23 protein-coding genes are annotated in these 22,042 nt (G+C 73.1%); 7 read left to right on the top strand and 16 right to left on the bottom strand.

Annotated features, from left to right (window positions below):
* Positions 1-3: 3 nt before the first annotated feature.
* From ACO0M4_RS01705 to sigE, 4 genes are all read right to left on the bottom strand, one after another.
* Positions 4-504 carry a sec-independent translocase gene (locus ACO0M4_RS01705; protein ID WP_430367727.1) on the bottom strand — a complete coding sequence of 167 codons (501 nt, stop codon included), beginning with the start codon at positions 502-504 and terminating at the stop codon, positions 4-6.
* Between the two features lie 117 nt (positions 505-621).
* Positions 622-2,781 carry a trypsin-like peptidase domain-containing protein gene (locus tag ACO0M4_RS01700; RefSeq protein WP_430367726.1) on the bottom strand — a complete coding sequence of 720 codons (2,160 nt, stop codon included), beginning with the start codon at positions 2,779-2,781 and terminating at the stop codon, positions 622-624.
* 151 nt (positions 2,782-2,932) lie between these two features.
* Positions 2,933-3,880, bottom strand: a complete 948-nt coding sequence (locus ACO0M4_RS01695; protein WP_430367725.1) for a zf-HC2 domain-containing protein — start codon at positions 3,878-3,880, stop codon at positions 2,933-2,935.
* Positions 3,877-4,578 (bottom strand): RNA polymerase sigma factor SigE, encoded by a 702-nt coding sequence (sigE, locus tag ACO0M4_RS01690; RefSeq protein WP_430367724.1) that lies wholly within the window; start codon positions 4,576-4,578, stop codon positions 3,877-3,879. The genes ACO0M4_RS01695 and sigE overlap by 4 nt, the downstream gene beginning before the upstream one ends.
* A gap of 302 nt (positions 4,579-4,880) precedes the next feature.
* On the opposite strand from sigE, the gene ACO0M4_RS01685 reads away from it, so the two are divergent.
* Complete coding sequence (locus ACO0M4_RS01685) at positions 4,881-5,564, top strand: O-methyltransferase (protein WP_430367723.1); 684 nt, start codon at positions 4,881-4,883, stop codon at positions 5,562-5,564.
* Between the two features lie 91 nt (positions 5,565-5,655).
* On the opposite strand, the gene ACO0M4_RS01680 is transcribed toward ACO0M4_RS01685, so the two are convergent.
* On the bottom strand, positions 5,656-5,823 hold the full coding sequence (locus ACO0M4_RS01680; RefSeq protein ID WP_003985072.1) for a DUF3117 domain-containing protein: 168 nt from the start codon (positions 5,821-5,823) through the stop codon (positions 5,656-5,658).
* Positions 5,824-6,146: 323 nt separating this feature from the next.
* On the opposite strand from ACO0M4_RS01680, the gene ACO0M4_RS01675 reads away from it, so the two are divergent.
* Positions 6,147-6,947: an enoyl-CoA hydratase/isomerase family protein gene (locus ACO0M4_RS01675; RefSeq protein WP_430367722.1), complete on the top strand. Its 801-nt coding sequence runs from the start codon at positions 6,147-6,149 to the stop codon at positions 6,945-6,947.
* Between the two features lie 55 nt (positions 6,948-7,002).
* On the opposite strand, the gene ACO0M4_RS01670 is transcribed toward ACO0M4_RS01675, so the two are convergent.
* Both ACO0M4_RS01670 and ACO0M4_RS01665 read right to left on the bottom strand, forming a co-directional pair.
* Positions 7,003-7,608, bottom strand: coding sequence for a DNA-3-methyladenine glycosylase I (locus ACO0M4_RS01670; RefSeq protein WP_430367721.1), 606 nt, complete (start codon positions 7,606-7,608; stop codon positions 7,003-7,005).
* Positions 7,605-8,156: a DivIVA domain-containing protein gene (locus ACO0M4_RS01665; RefSeq protein WP_430367720.1), complete on the bottom strand. Its 552-nt coding sequence runs from the start codon at positions 8,154-8,156 to the stop codon at positions 7,605-7,607. Before ACO0M4_RS01665 ends, ACO0M4_RS01670 begins: the two co-directional genes overlap by 4 nt.
* 95 nt (positions 8,157-8,251) lie before the next feature.
* Here ACO0M4_RS01665 and folP point away from each other — a divergent pair, with 95 nt between their 5' ends.
* Positions 8,252-9,112: a dihydropteroate synthase gene (gene folP / locus ACO0M4_RS01660; protein ID WP_430367719.1), complete on the top strand. Its 861-nt coding sequence runs from the start codon at positions 8,252-8,254 to the stop codon at positions 9,110-9,112.
* A gap of 46 nt (positions 9,113-9,158) precedes the next feature.
* Here folP and ACO0M4_RS01655 read toward each other — a convergent pair whose 3' ends face one another.
* Positions 9,159-9,911: a TIGR00730 family Rossman fold protein gene (locus ACO0M4_RS01655; protein ID WP_430367718.1), complete on the bottom strand. Its 753-nt coding sequence runs from the start codon at positions 9,909-9,911 to the stop codon at positions 9,159-9,161.
* 147 nt (positions 9,912-10,058) lie between these two features.
* Positions 10,059-11,159 carry a succinyl-diaminopimelate desuccinylase gene (gene dapE, locus ACO0M4_RS01650; RefSeq protein ID WP_430367717.1) on the bottom strand — a complete coding sequence of 367 codons (1,101 nt, stop codon included), beginning with the start codon at positions 11,157-11,159 and terminating at the stop codon, positions 10,059-10,061.
* Between the two features lie 41 nt (positions 11,160-11,200).
* Between dapE and ACO0M4_RS01645 the strand changes: the two genes are divergently transcribed.
* Complete coding sequence (locus ACO0M4_RS01645) at positions 11,201-12,133, top strand: heavy metal transporter (RefSeq protein WP_430367716.1); 933 nt, start codon at positions 11,201-11,203, stop codon at positions 12,131-12,133.
* Between the two features lie 319 nt (positions 12,134-12,452).
* Entirely contained in the window at positions 12,453-12,911 is a 459-nt protein-coding gene (locus ACO0M4_RS01640; protein ID WP_430367715.1) for an ATP-binding protein, read from the top strand.
* Between the two features lie 36 nt (positions 12,912-12,947).
* Here the strand turns inward: ACO0M4_RS01640 and dapC are convergent, their stop codons facing one another.
* Both dapC and fdxA read right to left on the bottom strand, forming a co-directional pair.
* A complete protein-coding gene (gene dapC / locus ACO0M4_RS01635) occupies positions 12,948-14,075 on the bottom strand; it encodes a succinyldiaminopimelate transaminase (RefSeq protein ID WP_430371181.1) in 1,128 nt (375 codons plus the stop codon).
* Between the two features lie 193 nt (positions 14,076-14,268).
* A complete protein-coding gene (gene fdxA / locus ACO0M4_RS01630) occupies positions 14,269-14,595 on the bottom strand; it encodes a ferredoxin (protein ID WP_016573354.1) in 327 nt (108 codons plus the stop codon).
* Positions 14,596-14,737: 142 nt separating this feature from the next.
* Here fdxA and ACO0M4_RS01625 point away from each other — a divergent pair, with 142 nt between their 5' ends.
* Positions 14,738-15,835 (top strand): GNAT family N-acetyltransferase, encoded by a 1,098-nt coding sequence (locus ACO0M4_RS01625; RefSeq protein WP_430367714.1) that lies wholly within the window; start codon positions 14,738-14,740, stop codon positions 15,833-15,835.
* A gap of 17 nt (positions 15,836-15,852) precedes the next feature.
* Positions 15,853-16,722, top strand: coding sequence for a tetratricopeptide repeat protein (locus ACO0M4_RS01620; RefSeq protein WP_430367713.1), 870 nt, complete (start codon positions 15,853-15,855; stop codon positions 16,720-16,722).
* A gap of 49 nt (positions 16,723-16,771) precedes the next feature.
* On the opposite strand, the gene ACO0M4_RS01615 is transcribed toward ACO0M4_RS01620, so the two are convergent.
* From ACO0M4_RS01615 to ACO0M4_RS01595, 5 genes are all read right to left on the bottom strand, one after another.
* Positions 16,772-17,893: a PP2C family protein-serine/threonine phosphatase gene (locus ACO0M4_RS01615; RefSeq protein WP_430367712.1), complete on the bottom strand. Its 1,122-nt coding sequence runs from the start codon at positions 17,891-17,893 to the stop codon at positions 16,772-16,774.
* A gap of 180 nt (positions 17,894-18,073) precedes the next feature.
* Positions 18,074-18,679, bottom strand: a complete 606-nt coding sequence (locus ACO0M4_RS01610; protein ID WP_430367711.1) for a response regulator — start codon at positions 18,677-18,679, stop codon at positions 18,074-18,076.
* Between the two features lie 263 nt (positions 18,680-18,942).
* Positions 18,943-20,223: a sensor histidine kinase gene (locus tag ACO0M4_RS01605; protein WP_430367710.1), complete on the bottom strand. Its 1,281-nt coding sequence runs from the start codon at positions 20,221-20,223 to the stop codon at positions 18,943-18,945.
* Positions 20,220-20,957 (bottom strand): ABC transporter permease, encoded by a 738-nt coding sequence (locus ACO0M4_RS01600; protein WP_430367709.1) that lies wholly within the window; start codon positions 20,955-20,957, stop codon positions 20,220-20,222. The genes ACO0M4_RS01605 and ACO0M4_RS01600 overlap by 4 nt, the downstream gene beginning before the upstream one ends.
* Entirely contained in the window at positions 20,954-21,925 is a 972-nt protein-coding gene (locus ACO0M4_RS01595) for an ABC transporter ATP-binding protein (RefSeq protein WP_430367708.1), read from the bottom strand. The genes ACO0M4_RS01600 and ACO0M4_RS01595 overlap by 4 nt, the downstream gene beginning before the upstream one ends.
* Between the last annotated feature and the right edge of the window lie 117 nt (positions 21,926-22,042).

The raw sequence follows: 22,042 nt of genomic DNA, 5'->3' as shown, positions 1-22,042 counted from the left end.
TTCTCAGGTCGCGTCGGCGTCGAAGGGCGGCGGCTCACGGCGGGACGCGTCCGTGGCCTTGGTGAACATGTCCGGACGGCCGGCGGAAGCGGCCGGGGACTCCTTGGACAGACTCAAGGGGGCGCCGCCGGCGGACGCGGCGGGAGTGGCGGACGCGGAGTTCGGCGCGGTGGAATCCCGCACCGCCTCGGTGACGTCGGCCATCTCCTTCTTCAGGTCGAAGCCGTCGCGGATCTCGGCGAGCTCCCGCAGGCCATACTCGTCCTTCTCCAGGACGTGCTTGCGGACGAAGTTCCGCGGCTTGAGGTCCTCGAACTCGAAGTCCTTGAACTCCGGGCCGAGCTCGCTGCGGATGTCTTCCTTGGCGCTGTCCGAGAACGCCCGGACCTTGCGGATGAAGCCGGTGACGTCCTGGATGACCTTGGGGAGCTTGTCCGGTCCGAAGATGAGCACCGCGAGGACCACGATCGCAACCAGCTCTAGGGGTCCTATATCGAAGAACACCTTGCAGCTCCTTGGGGTATCCGCGGCCTTCGGGGGCCTTTGGGCCAAGGCCACCTCTCACGGTACCTGGCCACGGGCGTCGGGCGGGAGTCGCCCGTGCCAACACCGTGAAAACGATCAGCTCCGACCGGAGGAACCCAGTGTCAACCGGACGGACCGCTCCGCGCCGCCCCGCTGGACTGTCAGTGTGAGCGTGTCACCCGGCCGGTGGCTGCGGACCTTGATGATCAGCTCCTCGCCGCTGTGCACGGGCGCGCCGTCCACCTGGGTGATCACGTCGCCCGGCCGGAGGCCCGCCTTGGCACCGGGCCCGCCCGGGGTGACCGGTGGTGCGCCGGCCTTGCCGCCCGCGGTGACCCGGGCGCCGTCGCCGGCGTACTCCATCTCCAACGTGACCCCGATGACCGGGTGGGTGGCCCGACCGGTGTTGATCAGTTCCTCGGCCACCCGCTTGGCCTGATTGATCGGTATGGCGAAGCCCAGCCCGATGCTGCCGCCCTGCTCACTGCCGCCGTCCACCCCACCGCTGCCGCTGCTGTCGGCCGCCCGGATCGCACTGTTGATGCCGATCACCCGGGCCTTGGCGTCCACCAACGGTCCCCCCGAATTGCCCGGGTTGATGGGTGCGTCGGTCTGGAGCGCGTCGACGTACGACACATCGCTGCCGTCGCCCTTCTTGCCGCCCGCGGTGATCGGCCGCTGCTTGGCGCTGATGATCCCGGACGTGACGGTGTTGGCCAGGTCGAAGGGCGCGCCGATCGCCACCACCGGGTCGCCGACCTGCGCCGCGTCCGAGTCGCCGAGGGTGAGCGGGTGCAGCCCGGTGACGCCCTCGACCTGCACCACCGCGAGGTCGTAGCCGCCGTCCTTCCCGATGACCTTCGCCCGGGCGGTCTGCCCGCCGCTGAACGTCACCGATATCTCGCCACCGGTCCCGGCCGGTTCGACGACGTGGTTGTTGGTGAGGATGTGGCCCTGTCGGTCGAGCACGAAGCCGGTGCCGGTGCCCTGCTCGGCGTTGCCCCGGACGTGCAGGGTCACCACACCGGGCAGCGCCGCCCGGGCGATCCCGGCGACGCTCTCCGGGCTGCGGCTCCCCTCTCCCCCGGCCACCTGCGGCAACTTGATGTCGTCGATGCCGCCGTACCGCTCGATGTACGCACCGGCCACCCCACCGGCGCCGCCCGCGAGCAACGCCAGCACCACGGCACCGGCCACCAGCGCGGGGCGCCGGCCACGCCGCCGGGGCGCGGGCATGCCGACCGGTCCGGTGTGCAGGGGCGCGCTCCAGGGGTCGTACTGCCGCCAGGCGGCGGACACAGTGCGGGGGCCGCCGTCGCCGGGGTGCGGGATGAAGCCGCCCTCGGCGGGCTCGGGGGCGGCCGGCTGCGGTCCGGCGGCGGGCCCGACCGGGGCGTCCGGGGCCGTGAAGTGGCCGGCCGGGGTGGGCGGACCGGCGGGTCGCCGTTCGGCGTCCTGCGGGGCGGTGGGGGCCGGGACCGCCCCACCGGGCGCCGCGGCAACCGGGGCAGGCGCGGCAACCGGGGCGGGCGGCAACACGGTGCCGTGGGCCGGGGTGGCCATCGGTCGCTGGACGAGCGGGGCGGGCGCCCACGGGCCGGGACCGCCGTACGGGGGCGTGCCGTACGGGTCCTCGGGGTGCCGCGGCTGCTGCCGGGGCGCGGCGGGGGAACCGGCCGGCGGTTCGGTGCGCGGGTCGGGCCGGGTGCCGCCGGTCGCGGGCTCGGCATCCGGACCGGGCTGCCGCTGCGCGCGGGCGTCGGCGGGCACCTGACCGAGCGTCATGGTCGCGGCGGGGCGCTTCGGTGCGGTGGACGCGATGGGCGCGGTGGGCGCGGTGGGCGCGTCCTCGGCCGGGTGCACGCCGGCGGCCTCCGGTGCCGGCGCGGGCTCCGCCGGCACGGCCGACGCCGCGGTCTCCGGTGCGGGCGCCGCCCCGGATATGTCCGCCCGCGCGACGGCCAACTCCCGGTCAGCACCTGCCGCTTGGGCATCGGCGACCGTTCCGGCGTCGGCGGCGTCAGCGGCGGATCGGGGGTCGCCGGCGGTTCGGGGGACTCCGGCGGGCGGGACCGTACCGGCCGCGGGCTGCGGCGGGCGGACGACCCAGTCGCCGGACGCCTCCGCGCCGGAGGCGGCGGACGCGGCGTCCTCCGGTCCCCCGGCCGCTGTCCGGGCGGGCCGCTCGGACCCCGGAGCCTGCTCCGGGCGGCTCCACCACTTCAGCTTGGGCCCGGCGGCCTTCGCGTCGTCCATGCTCTCCCCAACAATTCGCCCGCGGCCCTGCGCGGGCCGCCACCACCTGGGGCCTGTCCGGCGACAGACCCGTGCGGTACGCGCCCCGGGCAGGGGCGCGCCGCCCGAGAAGGGATTCAACCAGTTCCGGGCGGGGACGCGCAGAGCCCGGTCAGTGCGGGCCGGCGGCGGACTGACCGGTGGGGGCCGGTGAGCCCATCAGCGGCCGCATCGGCTCCAGCGGCGGCAGCGGGGGCGGGGTGTGCCGGACCGGGGCGTTGCCGCTGGTGGCGGCGAGCGGGGCGAAGCGGAACTCCGCCGCCGGGCCGGTGGCGGCTATCAGCGGCGAGAGGCCGAAACGTCCGGGCGCCGGGCTGAACGCCGGTACCACGCCCGACGGCCGGCTCTCGTCCGGCACCAGCAGCGACATCGGGCTGGGTGCGGGGGCCCCGGTCGGATTGCTGGCGGAGGGCCAGGCGTCGGGACGCGGGTCATGCGTGGCCCAGAACCCCCGGTTGTGGGAGAGCGCGAGGGAACCGGCCGCCGGATCGGCACCGAGCGGGGTGACGGCGGTGCCGCTGCCCTCGGCGCGGGGACCGGGAGCGTCGACGGCCGCCTCCAGCGGGAGGGCGCCGCCCAGCGCGAACGCCGCCAACGAGACCGCCCCGGCCGCCGCGAACGCGAACCGGCGCCGCTGCGGCGCACCGCGCTCCGTCACCTGCACCCGGAATCCGCGGGCCCGCGGCTGGGTGGGGACGGCCGCCATGGCGCCGCCGAGGTGGTTCTCCGACGGGACGTAGCCGAACGCGCCGTCGCCGCCGGCGAACGCGCCGCGGCCGAAGGTGCCGGTGCCGAGCCGGCTGCCGGGCCCCTCGGAGTCACCGCCGGGCAACTGCTGAAGACGCGCCAGCAGCCCCTCGGACGGCCCGGGGGACAGCGCCTGCGCGAACACGCTTTTCAGCCGACGCTGCGCGTCGGCCTCCGCCTTGCACCTCCCGCACGTCGCGAGGTGCGCCAGCACCCGCTCCCGTGCGTCGTGCCCTAGTTCACCGTCGACCAGGGCTGCGAGGCGGTCGCCGAGATGGTGCTCGGCGGGGGACGGACCGCCACTGCCGCTCACGCGATTCCGACCTCCCTACTGGGCACCACGGCCAAGCTCCGCTGCTGCTGCCGCTGCTCCTGCCGCTCCTCGGCCCGGGCCTCGGGGGAGCGGTGCTTGAGCGCCTTGCGCAGGTGCGAGCGGCCCCGGTGGATCCGGCTGCGGACCGTGCCGAGCTTGACGCCGAGGGTCGCGGCGATCTCCTCGTACGACAGGCCCTCGATGTCGCAGAGCACCACGGCGGCACGGAACTCGGGCGCGAGGGTGTCCAGCGCGTGCTGCACGTCCGCGTCGAAGTGGGTGTCGTCGAACTGCTGCTGCGGCGCGGGCTCCCGGCTGGGCAGCTTCTCGGCGGCGTCGTCACCGAGCGCGTCGAAGCGGATGCGCTGGCGGCGGCGGACCATGTCCAGGAAGAGATTGGTCGTGATGCGGTGCAGCCAGCCCTCGAAGGTGCCGGGGGTGTACGTCGACAGCGAGCGGAAGACGCGGACGAACACCTCCTGCGTGAGGTCCTCGGCGTCGTGCTGATTGCCGGTGAGGCGGTAGGCGAGGCGGTAGACCCGGGCACTGTGCGTGCTGACGATCTCCTCCCAGGTGGGCGGAGTCCACGCCTGCACGTCCGCGTCGGCGGCGAAGGTCGCGGTGGGCGCGTCGGCGATGGGGCCCCCTCCCCTGGCCTTGGGGCTGTGAGAGCGGAAACGGTCAGCGGTGTTGGTCACGGATTTCGGCCCGGCGAACGACCGTCGCAAGCGCCTGAGGCGCACCCTTCGGTCACCCGTCGCAGCCGCACCTCCCCTGGTGGCTCTGGTGGTGTCCAGTAGAGCCCCTACCATATCCACCTCGCCCGTTAGCTCCGGATAAGCAGTTTTGACCAGCATTTGGTGCGGCTTCTCGTCCTGCCGCGGCTCTCGCCCGGCCTCTTGCGCGGTATCCACCGGTGCGTCCCCCCGTCTCTCCCCCTTGCCACTCCTAACGCCCGGTCCCATCTGCGGGTTCCCGCGCGCAGCGGATACAGTCACGGTTGCGTCAACTACGGGGACAGGAGAGGGCCATTACCGGCAACCGGCAGACGAGCTTGGCATTCGCCGAGGCGTACGGCGCCGGGACCATCGACGACGCCGCCCACGCCGCCCTGCTCTGGTGCCGCGACCGTGCCCGCGAGGTCGGCGTCCGCACGGTGACCGCCGGCGCCGGCGCGGCCCTGCGGCTGCTCGCCGCCACCGCGGACGCCAAGGCGGTCGCCGAGATCGGCACCGGCACGGGAGTGTCGGGCATCTACCTCCTGCACGGCATGCGCCCGGACGGCGTGCTGACCACCGTGGACCTCGAACCCGAGCGGCAGACCTTCGCCAAGCAGGCGTTCCGCGCCGCGGGCTTCGCCGGCAACCGCGCCCGCTTCATCCCCGGCCGGGCCCTGGACGTCCTGCCGCGCCTGGCGGACGGTGGCTACGACCTCGTCTTCTGCGACGGCGACCTCCTGGAGTACCTGGAGTACCTCGCTGAATCGTTGCGGCTGCTGCGCCCCGGCGGCCTGGTCTGCTTCCAGGGCGTCTTCGCCGACGGCCGGACGGTCGACTCCGCGGAGCAGCCGGCGGAGGTGCTCCGGGTCCGCGAGCTCCTGCGGGCGATACGGGAGAGCAAGGCGCTGGTGCCGGCCCTGCTGCCGGTCGGCGACGGACTGCTCTGCGCGGTCAAGCGCGGCTGAGCCGGCCGTACCCCGTGCCGGGGCCGGGGTATCCGGCTGGAGGTACCCGGGGTGGAATCCCCGAAAGACCGCAGCGGTTTCTCCGCCCTCGTCAGACGGTGACCTTCTCCAGGGCCTCACCCAGGGCCTTGGCTTCGTCGGGGGTCAGCTCGACGACGAGCCGCCCGCCGCCTTCGAGCGGAACGCGCATGACGATGCCCCGCCCCTCCTTGGTCACCTCGAGCGGGCCGTCGCCCGTCCGCGGCTTCATGGCCGCCATGCTCGTTCCCCTTCCTGAAACCAGCTCATCTCAGCCGACGGCCTTGATAGGCGCGTGTCACCGGCGTCGAACACATTGCTTCCAGGCCATTATCCCGCATCGAACGACCCGATGACCAACATCAGGGGGCATCCCTTTGGCAACGCGCTCCCGCAAACCCACCCAATTCGGGGAGCGGGCTGCGATACTTCGCCGCTCTCCACCACCCGGCACGCCCGCAATCTTTGATGTACGTCACATGCCGACCGCGGATGATCTCCGGCATCCTGAGCGCTGGCTGCCGATACCGGGCAGCCCAGAGCCGCGACGGAGGGGACTCCACTATGGCCGACACCGTGCTCTACGACGTGACCGACGGACTGGCGACGGTCACGCTCAACCGCCCCGACGCAATGAACGCGATGAACACGGAGGCGAAGGTCGCACTCCGGGACATCCTCCAGGAGGCCGCCGCCGACCCGGCCGTGCGCGCGGTGCTGCTGACCGCCACCGGGCGCGCCTTCTGCGTCGGGCAGGACCTCAAGGAACACATCGGGCTGCTGGCCGAGGACCGGGAGACCGGCGCCGGGCGCACCATGAACACCGTGCGGGAGCACTACAACCCCATCGTCACGGCGCTGGCCGGGATGCCCAAGCCGGTGGTGGCGGGGGTCAACGGGGTCGCCGCGGGCGCCGGCGCGGGCTTCGCACTGGCCGCCGACTATCGCGTGGTCGCCGACACCGCCTCCTTCAACACCTCGTTCGCGGGCGTCGCACTGACCGCGGACTCCGGGATGTCCTGGACGCTGCCGCGGCTGATCGGCCACGGCCGCGCCGCCGACCTGCTGCTCTTCCCGCGCTCCATCGGCGCCCAGGAGGCCCACGAGCTGGGCATCGCCAACCAGGTCGTCCCGGCCGACGAGCTGGCCGACGCGGCCGCCGCGGTGGCCCGCCGGCTGGCCGCGGGGCCGACCGCCGCCTACGCCGCGATCAAGGAGTCGCTGGCCTACGGCGCCGGGCACGCGCTCGCCGAGACCCTGGAGAAGGAGGACGAGCTCCAGGTCCGGGCCGGCGCATCGGAGGACCACCATCGCGCGGTGGAGGCGTTCGTCAAGAAGGAGAAGCCGGTCTACCTGGGGCGGTGACGCCGGCGAACGGCGGCCCCGGCTGGGGGCGCCTCCTAGCGTGAGCTGGGGGAAGTCAGCCGGCCGCCGCCTCCACCGCCGCGCGCGCATGGCAGGTCGCGAGGTGGTCGTTGACCAGGCCGCAGGCCTGCATCATGGCGTATGCGGTGGTGGGGCCGACGAACCTGAAGCCGCGCTTCTTGAGGTCCTTGGCGAGGGCGGTGGACTCCGCGGTCACCGGCTGCACGTCGCCGGTGGTGCGCGGCACCGGGCGGCCGGTGCGGGCCGGGGCGTAGGACCAGATCAGGGCGTCGAGCTCGCCGGGGGCCAGCGCGGCGGCGAGCTTGGCATTGCCGATCGTCGCGGTGATCTTGGCGCGGTTGCGGATGATGGCCTGGTCGGTGAGGAGCCGCGCGGCGTCCTCGTCGGTGAACCGGGCCACCTCGGCGATCCGGAAGCCGGCGAACGCGGCGCGGAAGCCCTCCCGGCGCCGCAGGATGGTGATCCAGGACAGCCCGGACTGGAACGCCTCCAGGCTCATCCGCTCGAAGAGCGCGTCATCGCCGTGGACCGGCCGGCCCCACTCGGTGTCGTGGTAGGCGCGGTAGTCCGCCATCTGCTCCGACTCCATCCCCCACGGACAGCGCGGGACCCCGTCGGGAGCCGTCACCACTCCGGTCATGACCGGCCCTCCCCTTCTCCTGATGTCGCGTCGTCGTCTCCGTGCTTCGGCGCTTCCGGGCCACCGGGCCGCACGCTGCCGTCCTGCGGAACCTGCGGGTCCTGCGGACCCAAGGCGCCCGTTGCATCCGGTCCATCCGGTGCGTCTGACACGCCCGGTGCGCCGGGCCGGCCGGGCCCCCCGGCCGGGTCGGAACCGGGCGGAAGGTCCGCCACCAGCCCCGCCCCGCCCATGGCCGAGGCGTGGACGCCGGCCAGCGCCGCCTCCAGCTCGGCGATCCGAGCGTCCCGCTCGGCCAACTCGGCGCCGAGGCGGTCCAGCACGTCGTCGACGTCGTCCATGCGGTAGCCGCGGACGGTCACCGGCAGCCGGACGGCCTCCACGTCGGCCCGGGCCAGCGGGCGGTCCTGCGGCAGCGGGTCGTGGAGCCCCGCGGGCTCGGCGTCGCGCAGTCCGCCGCCCTCCCCGCCGGCGTCACCCCCGCCGACGACGACCAGCGTGACCGCGGCCACCACCACGACCATCGCGATCAGCATGAACCAGAACACGACCAACTCCCCGGACTTCAAGTGCCTGCACCGATCGTGCCATGCGGGTCTGACAGTTAGGGTCGCTGCCGGACCACGGAGAGGGAGTCAAGGAAATGCTGCGGCTGGGAAAACGCGAGTTCGGGGCGCATGAGCCAGTGATCATGGCGATCGTCAACAGGACGCCGGACTCCTTCTACGACCAGGGCGCAACGTTCCGCGACGAACCCGCGCTGCACCGCGTGGAGCAGGCGATCGCCGAGGGCGCCGCGATCATCGACATCGGCGGCGTCAAGGCCGGCCCGGGCGAGGAGGTGAGCGCCGAGGAGGAGGCCCGCCGCACGGTCGGGTTCGTGGCCGAAGTACGGCGCCGCCACCCCGACGTGGTGATCAGCGTCGACACCTGGCGGCACGAGGTCGCCGAGGCGGTGTGCGAGGCCGGCGCGGACCTGCTCAACGACGCCTGGGGCGGGGTCGATCCCCGGCTCGCCGAGGTCGCCGCGCGGTACGACGTGGGCCTGGTGTGCACCCACGCGGGCGGCGTCGAACCGCGTACCCGGCCGCACCGGGTGGTGTACGAGGACGTGATGGCCGACATCCTGCGGGTGACGCTCGGACTGGCCGAGCGGGCCGCCGCGTTGGGCGTCCGGCGGGACGGGATCCTGATCGATCCGGGGCACGACTTCGGGAAGAACACCCGGCACAGCCTGGAGGCCACCCGGCGGCTGGGCGAGATGACGGAGACCCGATGGCCGGTGCTGGTCTCGCTGTCCAACAAGGACTTCGTCGGCGAGACGCTGGACAAGCCGGTCAAGGAGCGGGTGCTGGGCACCCTGGCGACCACCGCGGTCTCGGCCTGGCTCGGCGCCCAGGTCTACCGCGTCCACGAGGTCGCCGAGACCCGCCAGGTGCTGGACATGGTGGCCTCGATCGCCGGCCACCGGCCGCCGGCGGTCGCCCGCCGCGGCCTGGTGTGACCCGGACGGGGTGCCCAGGGCCGGTACCACCCCGGGCACCCCGAGCTCAGATCCCGACCTCCTTGGTCACCAGCGCGATGGCCTCGTCCACGTCGTCGCTGAGGTGGAACAGCTCCAGGTCCTGCGGCGACGCCTTCCCCTGGGCGACCACGGTCTCGCGCAGCCAGGAGACCAGCCCGCTCCAGTAGTCCGAGCCGAAGAGCACGATCGGGAAGCGGGTGACCTTGCGGGTCTGGACGAGGGTCAGCGCCTCGAAGAGCTCGTCGAGGGTGCCGAGTCCGCCGGGGAGGACGACGAACCCGCGCGCGTACTTCACGAAGCAGGTCTTCCGGACGAAGAAGTAGCGGAAGTCGACCCCGAGGTTCACGTACGCGTTCATGCCCTGCTCGAAGGGCAGCTCGATGCCGAGCCCGACGGAGGTGCCGCCGGCCTCGAAGGCGCCCTTGTTGGCGGCCTCCATGGCCCCCGGGCCGCCGCCGGTGATCACCGAGAAGCCGGCCTTCACCAGCGCCGCGCCGATCCGCACCGCGGCGTCGTACTCCGCCGTGCCGCGCGGGGTGCGGGCCGAACCGAAGACGCTGACGGCCGGGCCCAGCTCGGCCAGCGCGCCAAAGCCCTCGACGAACTCCGACTGAATGCGCATCACGCGCCAGGGATCGGTGTGCACCCACTCGGAGGGTCCTTCGGAGTCCAGCAGCCGCTGGTCCGTCGTCGTGCCGGTCTGCACCTGGTCGTGGCGGCGCAGTACGGGGCCCAGCCGCTGCTCCTCAGGGACGTACGCTCCCTCGGGGTTGGCCATGACGTGCTCCCTCCGCTGACAGATCGTTTGCCACTTCAGCGTAGATCCGCCGGTGTGACGCGGAGGGGAATTCGATCGGTATGCAGGCGGACGCCGGCGGGACCGTCCGGCCCCGGACCGTCCTGCCGGCTGGGCGCCGCGCGGCCGTCAGGTGGCCGGGCCGGCCGTCAGCCAGGCGCGCAGCCGCTCCTCGCAGTGCAGGATGCGGTCGACCGCGACCCGCTCGTCCTTCTTGTGGGCGAGCAGGGCTTCGCCGGGCCCGTAGTTGACGGCCGGGACGCCGAGGGCGCTGAAGCGGGAGACGTCGGTCCAGCCGAACTTGGGCATCGCGCTGCCGCCGACGGCCTCCATGAACGCCTTGGCGGCCGGGTGGGACAGCCCCGGCAGCGCCCCCGGGGAGTGGTCGTCGATGACGAACTCGTCCACGGGGCAGTCCGCGAAGACCTCGCGGACGTGGGCCACCGCCTCTTCAGGGGTGCGGTCCGGTGCGTAGCGGAAGTTGACGGTGACGGTGCACGCGTCCGGGATGACGTTGCCCGCCACGCCGCCCTCGACGCGGACCGCGTTGAGGCCCTCGCGGTACTCCAGGCCGTCGATGACCGGGCGGCGCGGCTCGTAGGCGGCGAGCTTCGCCAGGATGGGGGCGGCGGCGTGGATCGCGTTGGCGCCCATCCAGCTGCGTGCGGAGTGCGCGCGCTCCCCACTGGTGCGCAGCAGCACCCGCAGGGTGCCCTGGCAGCCGCCCTCCACCTGGCCGTCGGAGGGCTCCAGGAGAACGGCGAAGTCGGCCGCGAGCCAGTCGGGGTGGGCGTCGGTGACGTGGCCGAGGCCGTTGAGGTGCGCGGCGACCTCTTCGTTGTCGTAGAAGACGAAGGTCAGGTCCCGGTTGGGGGCGGGGACGGTGGCGGCCATCCGGAGCTGGACGGCGACCCCGGACTTCATGTCGCAGGTGCCGCAGCCCCACAGGACGCCGTGCTCGTCGAGCCGGGAGGGGACGTTGTCCACGATCGGCACGGTGTCGAGGTGTCCGGCGAGCACCACCCGCTCGGCGCGCCCCAGGTGCGTGCGGGCGACGACGTTGTTGCCGTACCGGTCGACGGTCAGGTGCGGCAGGGCGCGCAGGGCGTCCTCGACGGCGTCGGCGAGGTCCTTCTCGTTGCCGCTCTCGGAGGGGAAATCGACGAGCTGTGCGGTCAGCGCGGCGGCGTCCAGCGACAGGTCAAGGCCGGGGTGAGTGGAGCGCTCCATGGGGCCGACCCTATCGGCAGCCCTCGGGTACGTTGTGCTGCGTGTCCGCCCAGCCCGTGTCCCGTATCCGCCGCGCCCGCCTGTGGCGTACTGCCGCGGCGTTCGCCGTCCTCCTCGGGGTGGTTGCGTACCTTTTGGTGCAGTACGTCACCAGCGGCCCCGGGGCGCCCCGCTGCGCGGTGCGCGTACAGGGCGGCGGGGATCCGTACGAGCTCAGTCCCGAGCAGGCCGCGAACGCCGCGACGATCTCCGCGGTGGCGACCTCGCGCGGGCTGCCGGAGCGGGCGGTGACGATCGCGCTGGCGACCGCCATGCAGGAGTCCGGGCTGCGCAACATCAATTTCGGCGACCGGGATTCGGTGGGGCTTTTCCAGCAACGGCCGTCGCAGGACTGGGGCACCGTGAAACAGATCATGGACCCGGTCTATTCATCCGGGGAGTTCTACCGCCATCTGGTGAAAGTTCCCGGCTATTCCCGACTGCCGCTGACCGTTGCCGCACAGAAGGTGCAGCGCAGCGGCTATCCGCAGGCGTACGCCAAGCACGAGGCGAATGCCGCGCTGCTCACCGGGGCGCTGACCGGCCGGAACGGGGACGTGTTGAGCTGCACCGTGAGCCACCCCGTGGACAGCGCCGGGCCGGACGGCGCGGCGAAGGTGCGGGAGAAGCTGGTGCGGGAGTTCGGTTCCGAGGTGCTGCCGCGGACGGAGGGCAGCAGCGGGCGCACCGCGGCGGCCGGCCGCAGCCTGACGGTGCCGGTGCAGCCTGACGGGTACGCCGCGGCGACCGGCGATGCCGCGCAGCGCGGCTGGCGGCTGGCGAACTGGGCGCTGGCGCACGCCGCCGACCTGCACGTCGAGCGGATCTCCTACGCCGGGCGGACCTGGACGGCGGCCGATTCGGACAAGGGCTGGCAGGGCGCGACGGTGCCCGGGGACGCCGCGGGCGAGGTACGGATCGTCACCGCGCAGTAGCGCGCCGACCCACTGGAATCCGGCCGGTTGGACCGCGTCGGGCGACAATCCCCTTTCCCAGTGCGGGTTTTCACCTGGTTGAAACCGTATCCTCGGCCAATTCCCGTGCGTTTAAAGGTCTGTGACGTTTCCGCATGGCTTCGGGGCGTGCACATATTGCTCATCTTTATCCAGGGCAGATTATGTGACACGTTGCCAATTCTTTACCGGAGTTCACCGCAACCTTCGGACTCCTGACGCGGTAATCAGGGCGTCCGTCCGCCCGGCGGACATGGCACATCTGTCAGAAGTACGAGTCCTTCTCCGTAAAAGGAGCACCATGTCCCTCCCCGTTACGCGTCGGATCGCCCGAGCCGCCCTGCTGGTCGCAGCGGGCGCAGCTCCCGTGGTCGCTGCGGCCGGATCCGCGAGCGCCGTGAACCTGCCTCCGTCGGGCCGCGAAGTGGGCGGACTGACCACCCTGGACTCCGCGAACACCAGCAAGGCCCTGGACAACACCGCCCGGACCGGCCTCTCGCTCGCCAACAAGACCGGTGCCGAGGCCGCGCAGACCCTCGCGCCCGCCCTGGTGCGGACCCTCGCCCCGGTCGTCGAGGAGGCCGCACCGCTCACCCAGGACACCGCCCGCAAGGCGGAGGGCGTGGCCCGCCCGGTGGCGAAGAAGGGGGTCTCGACCAACTCCCTGGCCACCGACACGGTCAAGAGCCTGTTCGGTGCACCCCAGGGAGCGCAGACGCCGGTCCACGGCCTGATCGGCGGGATGCCGATCGGCCGCTGAGCCGCCGCACGCCGCGCACGTCTGCGGTTCAGCGGTTCAATCGGCCAGGCGGCGCACCGCGGCCGCCACCCGCTCGTCGGTGGCGGTGAAGGCGATCCGGACGAACCGTTCCCCCGCGGCGCCGTAGAACTCGCCGGGGGCGACCAGGATGCCGCGCTTGGCGAGGTCACCGACGGTGTCCCAGCAGGGCTCGTCGCGGGTCGCCCAGAGGTAGAGCGACGCCTCGCTGTGCTCGATGCGGAAGCCCGCGGCCTCGAAGGCGGTGCGCAGCGCCGCGCGCCGGCGGGCGTAACGGTCGCGCTGCTCGGCGACGTGCGCGGTGTCGCCCAGCGCCGCGACGGTGGCGGCCTGGACCGGCGCGGCCACCATCATCCCGCCGTGCTTGCGGATCTGTAGCAGCTCACCGAGGACCGCGGCGTCGCCCAGCAGGAATGCGGAGCGGTAGCCGGCGAGGTTGGAGCGCTTGGACAGCGAGTGGACGGCGACGATGCCCTCGTAGGAGCCGCCGCAGACGTCCGGGTGCAGGACGGAGACCGGCTCGGCCTCCCAGCCCAGTTCGAGGTAGCACTCGTCGCTGAAGATCAGGACGCCGTGCTCGCGGGCCCAGGCGACGGTGCGGCGCAGTTCGTCGAGGGTGAGCACCCGGCCGGTGGGGTTGGACGGGGAGTTGAGCCAGAGCAACTTCAGGCCGGCCGGGTCGAGCGCGGTGGGCTCGTCGTAGACGACCGGCTCGGCGCCGGCCAGGCGGGCGCCGACCTCGTAGGTGGGGTAGGCCAGTCGCGGGTAGGCCACCTTGTCGCCGGCGCCGAGGCCCAGCTGGGTCGGCAGCCAGGCGACCAGTTCCTTGGAGCCGACGACCGGCAGCACGTTGGTGTGCTCCAGGCCGGGGGCGCCGAGGCGGTCGGCGGCCCATCCGGTGAGCGCGTCCCGCAGTGCCGCGGTGCCCCACACCGTGGGATAGCCCGGGCTGTCCGCCGCGTCGGTGAGTGCCTGCCGGACCAGCGCGGGCACCGGGTCCACCGGGGTGCCGACGGACAGGTCGACGATGCCGTCGGCGTGCGCCGCGGCGGTCGCCTTGTACGGCTCCAGGCGGTCCCAGGGGAAGACGGGCAGGCGGTCGCGGGGCGACGTGCCGGACGGGTGACGGGAGGAGACTGCGCCCACGGTGCTCTCTTTCTCGTACGGAGTGGCGCGGGGGACGTCGGCGCGCGAAAACGCCTCGGTCCCGTACGGCGGGTGGGCCGTACGGGACCGGGCGGTGCCGTGCGGCCTTCCCCAGCTCATGCCGGGGCTACCCCCGGCAGCCTCGGAGGCACGGGGGAGCGGGCCGGCTCCCCTCCGTCCCTCCGGAGGGTGATCAGTGGTCCTGGTTCTGCGGCGGCAGCGCGGCGATGAACGGGTGGTCGCGCTCGATCAGACCGAGCTTGCTGGCACCACCCGGGGAACCGAGCTCGTCGAAGAACTCCACGTTCGCCTTGTAGTAGTCCTTCCACTCCTCCGGGGTGTCGTCCTCGTAGAAGATCGCCTCCACCGGGCAGACCGGCTCACAGGCACCACAGTCGACGCATTCGTCCGGGTGGATGTACAAGGACCGGGAGCCCTCGTAGATGCAGTCGACGGGGCACTCCTCGATGCATGCCTTGTCCTTGACGTCGACACAAGGCTGCGCGATGACGTAGGTCACGCTGTCGTTCCTCCTCGGTAGGGCCGGCGGACCGATGGGCGGTTCCGCCGCTGGGCGCGCGGGAGCGCGGCGTCGTCGATGCCCGCCACCTAGTATCTCCGTTCCCGGGCACGAGACGAACAAGAGGGGCGGTTGGAGAGCGATGGAATTCCTCGCCGGCGGACGCGCGGAGGTCCGGATCACCCATGCTGACGTGGGCAAAAGGGTATCCGTCCGGCGCTTGACCGGGGCTCGGGCCGGAGAGCCGGCGTTCACGGACGCGGTCGGGATTCTCACATCGTGGAACAACGGTGTGCTGAGCATCACACGACGCAGCGGCGAAAGCGTACGGATCGAGGAATCCTCGCTGGTAGCGGCCAAGGTCGTCCCGGCGGCACCGGCCCGCCGGAAGGTCCCGGCGGCCACTGTGCGCGAGCTCCAGAGGGTCGCGGCCCGTGGTTGGCCGGCCATCGAGACCGAACGTCTCGGAGAGTGGACACTGCGGGCGGCGATTCAGGAGGTGCCGCGCGAGGGGGATCCCTCCGGACGGAATCTGGGGGAGCGTCCTGGCGGGGCGGTGGCCGGGCGACGGGTGGGCTTCACCCGACGGGCCAACTCTGTGCTGCCGCTCGGCGACCCCGGTGTCCCGTTGGACGAGGCGCTGGCCCGGGCCACCCGGTGGTACGCCGACCGCGGGCTGCCCACCTTGGTCACCGTCGCGACCGGGCGGGCCGACACCGACGAGCGGCTGGCCGCGGAACTGGCCGCCCGCGGCTGGCCCGACGAGGCGCACACCTCCGTGCGGATCGCGGCCCTGGCACCGCTCGCGGACACCGAAGCGGACACCTCGGGCGTGTGCCTCTCCCGGCAGCCGGACGCCGACTGGCTGACCCTCTACAACCGGGCCGGCACGCCCACGGCGGAGGCCCGGGCGGTGCTGACCGGGGGCCCCTCGGTGTGGTTCGCGCGGGTGCCGGCGCCGGACGGCGGGACCGCGGCGATCGGGCGGCTGGTCGTCGACGGGCGCTGGGCGGGCTTCGCGGCGGTGGAGACCGCTCCCGGGCAGCGGCGCCGGGGACTGGCGACACTGGTGATGGCGGCGCTCGCCGAGCGGGCCCTTAAGGAGGGTGCCTCGGCGGCGTACCTCCAGGTCGAGACGGACAATGCGGGCGCCCTGGCGCTGTACGACGGGCTGGGGTTCGTCGAGCACCACGGCTATCACTATCGCCGCGGCCCGGCGGGTGGCGCGGCCGGGTCCTGAGGGGGTATCCGTCCGATATGGGCGAGCGAGCGGAGCGCGGGGAGCCGGAGCGGGATGCGGCGCGCGACGAGCGGCGGCGGCAGTTCGCGGCGGCGGCCCGCGAGGAGCGGCCGGACCTCGCGCTGCTGTGCCTGCTGATCGGCGCCGAGGCGGATCCGGCCCTGGACGAGGCCGGTATCGACGCGGCACAGATCGAACTGGACCGGCTGGCCGGCCTGCTGCCCTACTCCCCCGCCGGCGGCCCGGGCGCGTGGGCCCGGAACCTCGCCGAGCTGCTGGGCACCCGGCAGGGCTTCGGCGGCTCGCCCGGCGACTACCGCAGGCTGGAGTCGTCGCTGCTGCACGAGGTGCTGCGGCGGCGCCGCGGGCTGCCGATCCTGCTGTCGGTGGTCTGGACGGAGGTCGCCCGGCGGGCCGGGGCGCCGGTGTACGGGGTGGCGCTGCCGGGTCACTTCGTCATCGGCCTGGGCGATCCGGCCGGGCGGCACGTGCTGGCCGATCCGTTCGAGGGCGGGCGGCTGCTCACCGACCAGGACGCGGCGATGATCGTCGCGGGCGCGACCGGTGAGGCGCTGTCCCCGGGGATGCTGGCCCCGGCCGGCCCGTTGGAGATCGTCCAGCGGATCCTCAACAACATCCGGGCCTGGGCCCAGGCCCGCCCCGAACACAGCGCGGTGCAGCTGTGGGCGCTGGACCTGTCCTTGCTGCTGCCCAGCCATCCGGCGCGGCTGCGCCACGAGCGCGCGCAACTCCTCGTCCAGCGTGGCGAGTTCCTGGCAGGGGCGGCCGAGCTGGAGGAGTATGCGCAGGTGCTGGAGCCGGTCCAGCCGGCCGCCGCGACCGCGGTGCGCCGGGAGGCCGCAGCGGCCCGGGCCCGGCTGAACTGAGCGGGTGGGCCCGTCCCGGTCCGCCCCGGTCTGTTCCGGTCTGCCCTGGTCAAGCCGCTACGGATCGGGCCGGTGCGGGCTCGGCCTCGTTGACCGGTGTGCGGCGGACCACCAGCAGCGTGGCGTCGTCCTTCAGGTCGCCGCCGGTGAAGTGCTCCAGGTCGGCGCGGAGGGTGCGGGCCAGGTCGGCGGGTTCCAGGTCGATCCAGGCGGCGATCCGCTCGGCCAGCGGATAGAAGCGGCCGTCGCCGCCGCGGGCCTCGGTGACGCCGTCCGTGCACAGCACCGCCCAGTCGCTCGGTTCCGGCTGGATGCGGACGCTCCGGCGGGGCTCGCGGCTGAGCCCGCCGAGTCCCAGCGGGAGCCCGCCCTCGCCGTCGGAGCGCTCGTGGACGAGGCCGTCCCGCACCAGGTAGTACGGAATGTGTCCGCAGGACAGGAGCCGGGCCCGGCCCGGGCCGCGGACCTCCAGCAGCAGCGCGGTGACGAAGCGCTCGTCGGTGCCCTCCTTGGCGGAGCGGGCGTTGTAGCGGGTCAGGGCCTGCTCCATCCGGCCGGCCACCCCCTCCAGCGACTCCTGGTACTGGGCCGCCTCCCGGAACGACGCCAGTACCTCCAGGCCCGCGCCGATCGCCGGCATGCCCTTGCCCTGGACGTCGCCGATCATCAGCCGCAGCCCGTGCGGGGTGTCGACGGCCTCGTAGATGTCGCCGCCGACCCGGGCGCCCTCCTGGGCGGACACGTAGAAGCCGTACGCCTCCAGGTGGCCGGCCCGGAGCGGCAGCTCGCGCAGCATCGCCCGCTGCACGGTGTCGGCGACCAAGGTGGTGCGGGCGTGCAGCGCCTCGCGTTGGAGCCGGGTGCGGCACAGCACCAGGGAGAAGACGCCCACCAGGAACGCCCCGAAGACGCCGACGACCCGGCTGGCGGGGGCCCAGTCGGGCACCGTCAGCAGATCGACGTAGGTGAGGGAGACGACGTAGACGACGGCCACCAGCAGCGTGCGGTGGTAGGAGCAGCGCAGCGCGGCGACCAGCGGGGCGATCCCCATGAACGCGGAGATGTGCAGCTCGGGGCCGGTCGTGGCATCCACCGTCGCGACGACCAGGATGGCGAGGCTCAGCAGCACGGGGGCGAGGAGGCTGCCCTCGGCGGGGCGATGGGCTGGCATGACACTTCAAGCCTGCGGGACGTTCCGCGAGCGCGCACAGGGGCGAAGGTCCGCCCGCCCCCTGGCGAAGGTCCCGGAAGCGGCGCCGGTGGCGCGGACCGGGCGGGGTGGGGCGGCTTGGGGGGGGCGGCCCAGGGCAGGGGCTGGTCTCCTCCGGTACTGGTCCGCCGGGCAGGCCCTTTAGAGCCAGCCCTTGTCGCGGGCGGTGCGGACCGCCTCGGCGCGGTTGCGGGCGCCGGTCTTCTGGATGGCGAGCGAGAGGTAGTTGCGGACCGTGCCCTGGGAGAGGTGCAGTGTGGCGGCGATCTCGGCGTTGGTGGAGCCGTCGGCGGCGGCGTGCAGCACCTCGCGCTCGCGCTCGGTCAGCGGGCTGGCGCCGTCGGCCAGCGCGGCCACCGCCAGCGCCGGGTCGATGACCCGCTCGCCGCGCAGCACCCGGCGCACGGCGTCCGCCAGCTCGGCCGCCGGGGCGTCCTTGACCAAGAAGGCATCCGCGCCCGCCTCCATGGCCCGGCGCAGATAGCCGGGGCGGCCGAAGGTGGTGAGGATGACGACCTTCACGTCGGGCAGCTCGGCGCGCAGCCGGGCCGCGGCGTCCAGACCGCTCAGGCCCGGCATCTCGATGTCCAGCAGCGCGATGTCGACCTCGTGGGCCCGCGCCTGGGCGAGGACCTCGTCGCCGCGTGCCGCCTGGGCGACGACGTCGAGGTCGTCCTCCAGGGACAGCAGCGCCGCCAGCGCCTCCCGGACCATCGACTGGTCCTCCGCCAGCAGCAGTCTGATCATGCCGGCCAGCTTACGACCCGACCCGGCCGCGGCGGCCGGGGGCCCGCGCGACCGCTGCCCGGGGCGATCCCGGCGGAACGGCGGCTCCAGGTCCTGTCGTCACGCTCCTGGTTGCGGGTCAACGCCCGGCCTACCGAGAGCACCACGGACCGACGCCCCGAGAGCACGGCCGAACGCCGCCCGGCGCGCCCTTCGCGCAGACGACGGGAGCCGACGGAAGCCGACGGGAGGGCTCAGACCGGCCTAGTACTGCAACGGTGGTACTAGACCGGGCCGGTCACCGGCGGCCCGGGCACCGGCTCCGGGGAGATGTCCGGCACGGGTATCGGATCCTCCGGGGACGCGGTCGGGGTGGTCCTGGGAACGTATGCGCGCAGGGCGAAGCCCCGGGACCCGGGGCCCTGGCCGGTCTCCAGGTGGCCGTCGGTGAGGGCCAGCCGCTCGCGGAGGCCGGTGAGGCCGTTGCCGTCGTGCCTGCTGCGGAGCGGGCCGTTGCCGTCGTCGTTCACCGTGAGGCAGACGTAGTGCCGGTCGTCGGCCTCCCACTCCTCGGTGAGCAGCAGTTCGCAGCGGTGGGCGCCGCTGTGCCGGACGACATTGGTGACCGCCTCGCGCAGCGCCCAGGCCAGGGCGCCCTCGGTGTCGGCGGTCAGCCCGCGGGGCTCGCCCTCCAGGGCCGGGTCGGCGGTGAGCGCGATGCCGGCGGTGCGCAGTGCGGCGCGGGCGCCGGCCAGCTCGACGGCCAGGCGGGGGCGGCGGTAGCCGGTGACCGCCTCGCGGACGTCGACCAGGGCCTGGCGGCTGACCTGCTCGATGTCGGCGACCTGTTTGGCGGCGTCCTCGGGGCGGTCGGGCAGCATCCGCCCGGCCAGCTCGCTCTTGAGCGTGATCAGGGAGAGCGAGTGGCCCAGGAGGTCGTGCAGATCGCGGGCGAGCCGCAGCCGCTCCTCGTTGGCGGCGAGGCGGGCGACCTCCTCTCGGGCGACGCGGAGTTCCTGGGTGGTGCGGACCAGGTTCTGCACGCCGATCATGATGAAGCCGCTGCCGAGGGCGGGTAGGGCGTAGGCGAAGAGGTAGTAGTTGCGGATCTCCGGGTAGCGTGCGCCGACCGCTATCACCACCACGGTGATGAGCGGGATGACCCAGCGGGAGCGCTGCCAGGGCAGCACCACGGCGGAGGCCACGCTGGTGAAGGTGAACAGCACCATCCAGGAGAAGCTCAGCGTCCACGTCAGGGCGACGGACAGCGCCAGCATCACGGCCAGCGGGGTGTACCGCAGGGAGACGGGCGGCTTGTGCCACATGTGGCGGACGATCAGGACGAGGTAGGCGAGGACGAAGAGCGTGAGGCCCACGATGCCCCAGATCCGCTCAGCGATGGTGAATCTGCGACCGATCAGCTCCCCCACCGGGCCGGCGAGGTAGAACAGCCAGATGCCGATCCACATCGACTTGCTGACGGCCTGGCGGCGGCTGCGTGGGCGCTGCCCGATCAGGACCGGGTTCCGTTCGTCGGGTCCGCTCTTCGTCTCCACCGGTCTCATGCCTTCCGAGTGTCCTTGCGGTACAGCCAGGCCGCACCCCCCACGAAGAGGACGAGGTAGCCCAGCAGGATCGCCATGTCCTTGACGTGCGGCGCACCGCCGGCCTCGACGGCGGTGCCCAGCGCCGCGTACGCGTGCGTCGGCAACCACTCGGAGATGTTCTGCACCCACTGCGGCAGCAGCGTCATCGGCATCCACAGGCCGCCGAGGAAGGCCAGCGCGAAGAAGCAGAGCATGGAGACCGGGCGGACCGCGTCGCCGCTGGCCAGATAGCCGATGGCGACGCCCAGGGCGGCGAAGACGAAGCTGCCGAGCCAAGTGCCGACGGCGATGGCGAGCCACTGCCAGGCTTCGAGGCGGACCCCCTTGACCGCGGCGGCGGCGATCATGACCAGCAGGATCGACGGCAGGCTGACCGTGGCCGCGGCGGCTATCTTGGCGGCGACGTAGCCGCGGCCGGGCAGTGCGGTCAGCCGCAGCTGGCGCACCCAGCCCTGCTCGCGCTCCTTGGCGATGCGCTCGCTGTTGCCCAGCAGGACGGCGGTCATGGCGCCGAACGCGGCCATCGAGACCATGTAGTACAGCCCCATGTTGAGGCTGGTTCCGGGGATCGGCTTGTTGTCCGCGCCGCCCGCGATGATCAGGTAGAGGGCCGGCGGGTAGATCACCGAGAAGAACATGAACTTCTTGTTGCGCAGCGCGCGGAGGATCTCAAGCTTGATCAGGGTGGTCATCGGGCCGCCTCCTCGGCGGTGGTGATGGCGATGAACGCCTGCTCCAGGCCGAGGCCGGAGACTTCGAGGTTGCGCGGGTAGAGGCCGAGACCGTAGAGGGCGTGCACGGTGGCGTCGGCGTCCTGGGACTGGATGCGGACGGTGTGCCCGGAGCCCGCGGCGGAGCCGCCGTTGGACACGGTCAGGGAGGTGAGGTGCGGCAGCGCCTCCAGGGCGCCGCGGTCGGCCAGCTCGTCCAGGTCGAAGGTGATCCGGCGGGCGCCGGCCCGGGCCTTGATCTCGGCGGAGGTGCCGTCGGCCAGCACCCGGCCGCGGTGCAGCACGATCACCCGGTCGGCGATCTCGTCGGCCTCTTCGAGGTAGTGCGTGGCGAAGAGGACCGTGCGGCCCTCCTGGGCCTGGCGGCGCATGGCGCCCCAGAAGGTCTGCCGGGACGAGACGTCCATGCCGGTGGTGGGCTCGTCCAGCACGATGAGGTCGTTGGCGCCGGCGGTGGCGAGGGCGAACCGCACCCGCTGCTCCTGGCCGCCGGAGAGCTTGCCGACCACCCGGTCGGCGATGTCCGTGATGCCGGCGGAGGCCAGGATCTGGTCCACCGGATAGCCGTGCGGGTGCAGATCGCGGGCGAGCTGGACCAGTTCCCGGACCTTGACGCCCTCCATCAGGCCGCCGCTCTGGAGCATCGCGCCGACCCGGCCCAGCTGGATGGCGCGCTGCGGGGTGGTGCCGAAGAGGGACACCGACCCGGTGTCGGGGGTGCGCAGACCGAGGAGCAGGTCGAGGGTGGAGGACTTGCCGGCGCCGTTGGGGCCGAGGAGGGCGACGGTCTCGCCGGGGTGCAGCTCCAGGTGTAGGTCGGCCACCGCGCGCACCGCGCCGTAACTCTTACTGACCCCCTGGAAGCTGACCACCGGGGCCCGTCCCGCGTCCTGCGCGGTGGTGGCTGTGGTGGTAGCTGTCGTCGTCATGGCATTCAGCTTCCTGGATCGTCACGCCGTTCGGCAGTGTCAGGTGTCCGCAAGGTGGCATGACAGATGTCATGGGTGAAGCCCCCTAGGGGAATCCCGGAGGACTCGCCCTAGAGG

The sequence above is a fragment of the Streptomyces sp. RGM 3693 genome, assembly GCF_050471125.1.
In the GTDB taxonomy this organism is placed as follows: Bacteria; Actinomycetota; Actinomycetes; order Streptomycetales; family Streptomycetaceae; genus Streptomyces.
The sequence above is the reverse complement of the archived record's forward strand: the minus strand, read 5'-3'. Positions and strand labels throughout refer to the sequence as shown.

What these genes read in the sequence shown, in the direction of transcription:
- ACO0M4_RS01605 (WP_430367710.1), bottom strand. Translation starts at nt 20,223, where the DNA reads ATGAGACCGGTGGAGACGAAGAGCGGACCCGACGAACGGAACCCGGTC.
- ACO0M4_RS01655 (WP_430367718.1), bottom strand. Translation starts at nt 9,911, where the DNA reads ATGGCCAACCCCGAGGGAGCGTACGTCCCTGAGGAGCAGCGGCTGGGC.
- ACO0M4_RS01615 (WP_430367712.1), bottom strand. Translation starts at nt 17,893, where the DNA reads ATGCCAGCCCATCGCCCCGCCGAGGGCAGCCTCCTCGCCCCCGTGCTG.
- ACO0M4_RS01680 (WP_003985072.1), bottom strand. Translation starts at nt 5,823, where the DNA reads ATGGCGGCCATGAAGCCGCGGACGGGCGACGGCCCGCTCGAGGTGACC.
- ACO0M4_RS01610 (WP_430367711.1), bottom strand. Translation starts at nt 18,679, where the DNA reads ATGATCAGACTGCTGCTGGCGGAGGACCAGTCGATGGTCCGGGAGGCG.
- folP (WP_430367719.1), top strand. Translation starts at nt 8,252, where the DNA reads ATGCTGCGGCTGGGAAAACGCGAGTTCGGGGCGCATGAGCCAGTGATC.
- ACO0M4_RS01600 (WP_430367709.1), bottom strand. Translation starts at nt 20,957, where the DNA reads ATGACCACCCTGATCAAGCTTGAGATCCTCCGCGCGCTGCGCAACAAG.
- ACO0M4_RS01675 (WP_430367722.1), top strand. Translation starts at nt 6,147, where the DNA reads ATGGCCGACACCGTGCTCTACGACGTGACCGACGGACTGGCGACGGTC.
- dapE (WP_430367717.1), bottom strand. Translation starts at nt 11,159, where the DNA reads ATGGAGCGCTCCACTCACCCCGGCCTTGACCTGTCGCTGGACGCCGCC.
- ACO0M4_RS01595 (WP_430367708.1), bottom strand. Translation starts at nt 21,925, where the DNA reads ATGACGACGACAGCTACCACCACAGCCACCACCGCGCAGGACGCGGGA.
- ACO0M4_RS01700 (WP_430367726.1), bottom strand. Translation starts at nt 2,781, where the DNA reads ATGGACGACGCGAAGGCCGCCGGGCCCAAGCTGAAGTGGTGGAGCCGC.
- ACO0M4_RS01670 (WP_430367721.1), bottom strand. Translation starts at nt 7,608, where the DNA reads ATGACCGGAGTGGTGACGGCTCCCGACGGGGTCCCGCGCTGTCCGTGG.
- ACO0M4_RS01620 (WP_430367713.1), top strand. Translation starts at nt 15,853, where the DNA reads ATGGGCGAGCGAGCGGAGCGCGGGGAGCCGGAGCGGGATGCGGCGCGC.
- ACO0M4_RS01625 (WP_430367714.1), top strand. Translation starts at nt 14,738, where the DNA reads ATGGAATTCCTCGCCGGCGGACGCGCGGAGGTCCGGATCACCCATGCT.
- ACO0M4_RS01640 (WP_430367715.1), top strand. Translation starts at nt 12,453, where the DNA reads ATGTCCCTCCCCGTTACGCGTCGGATCGCCCGAGCCGCCCTGCTGGTC.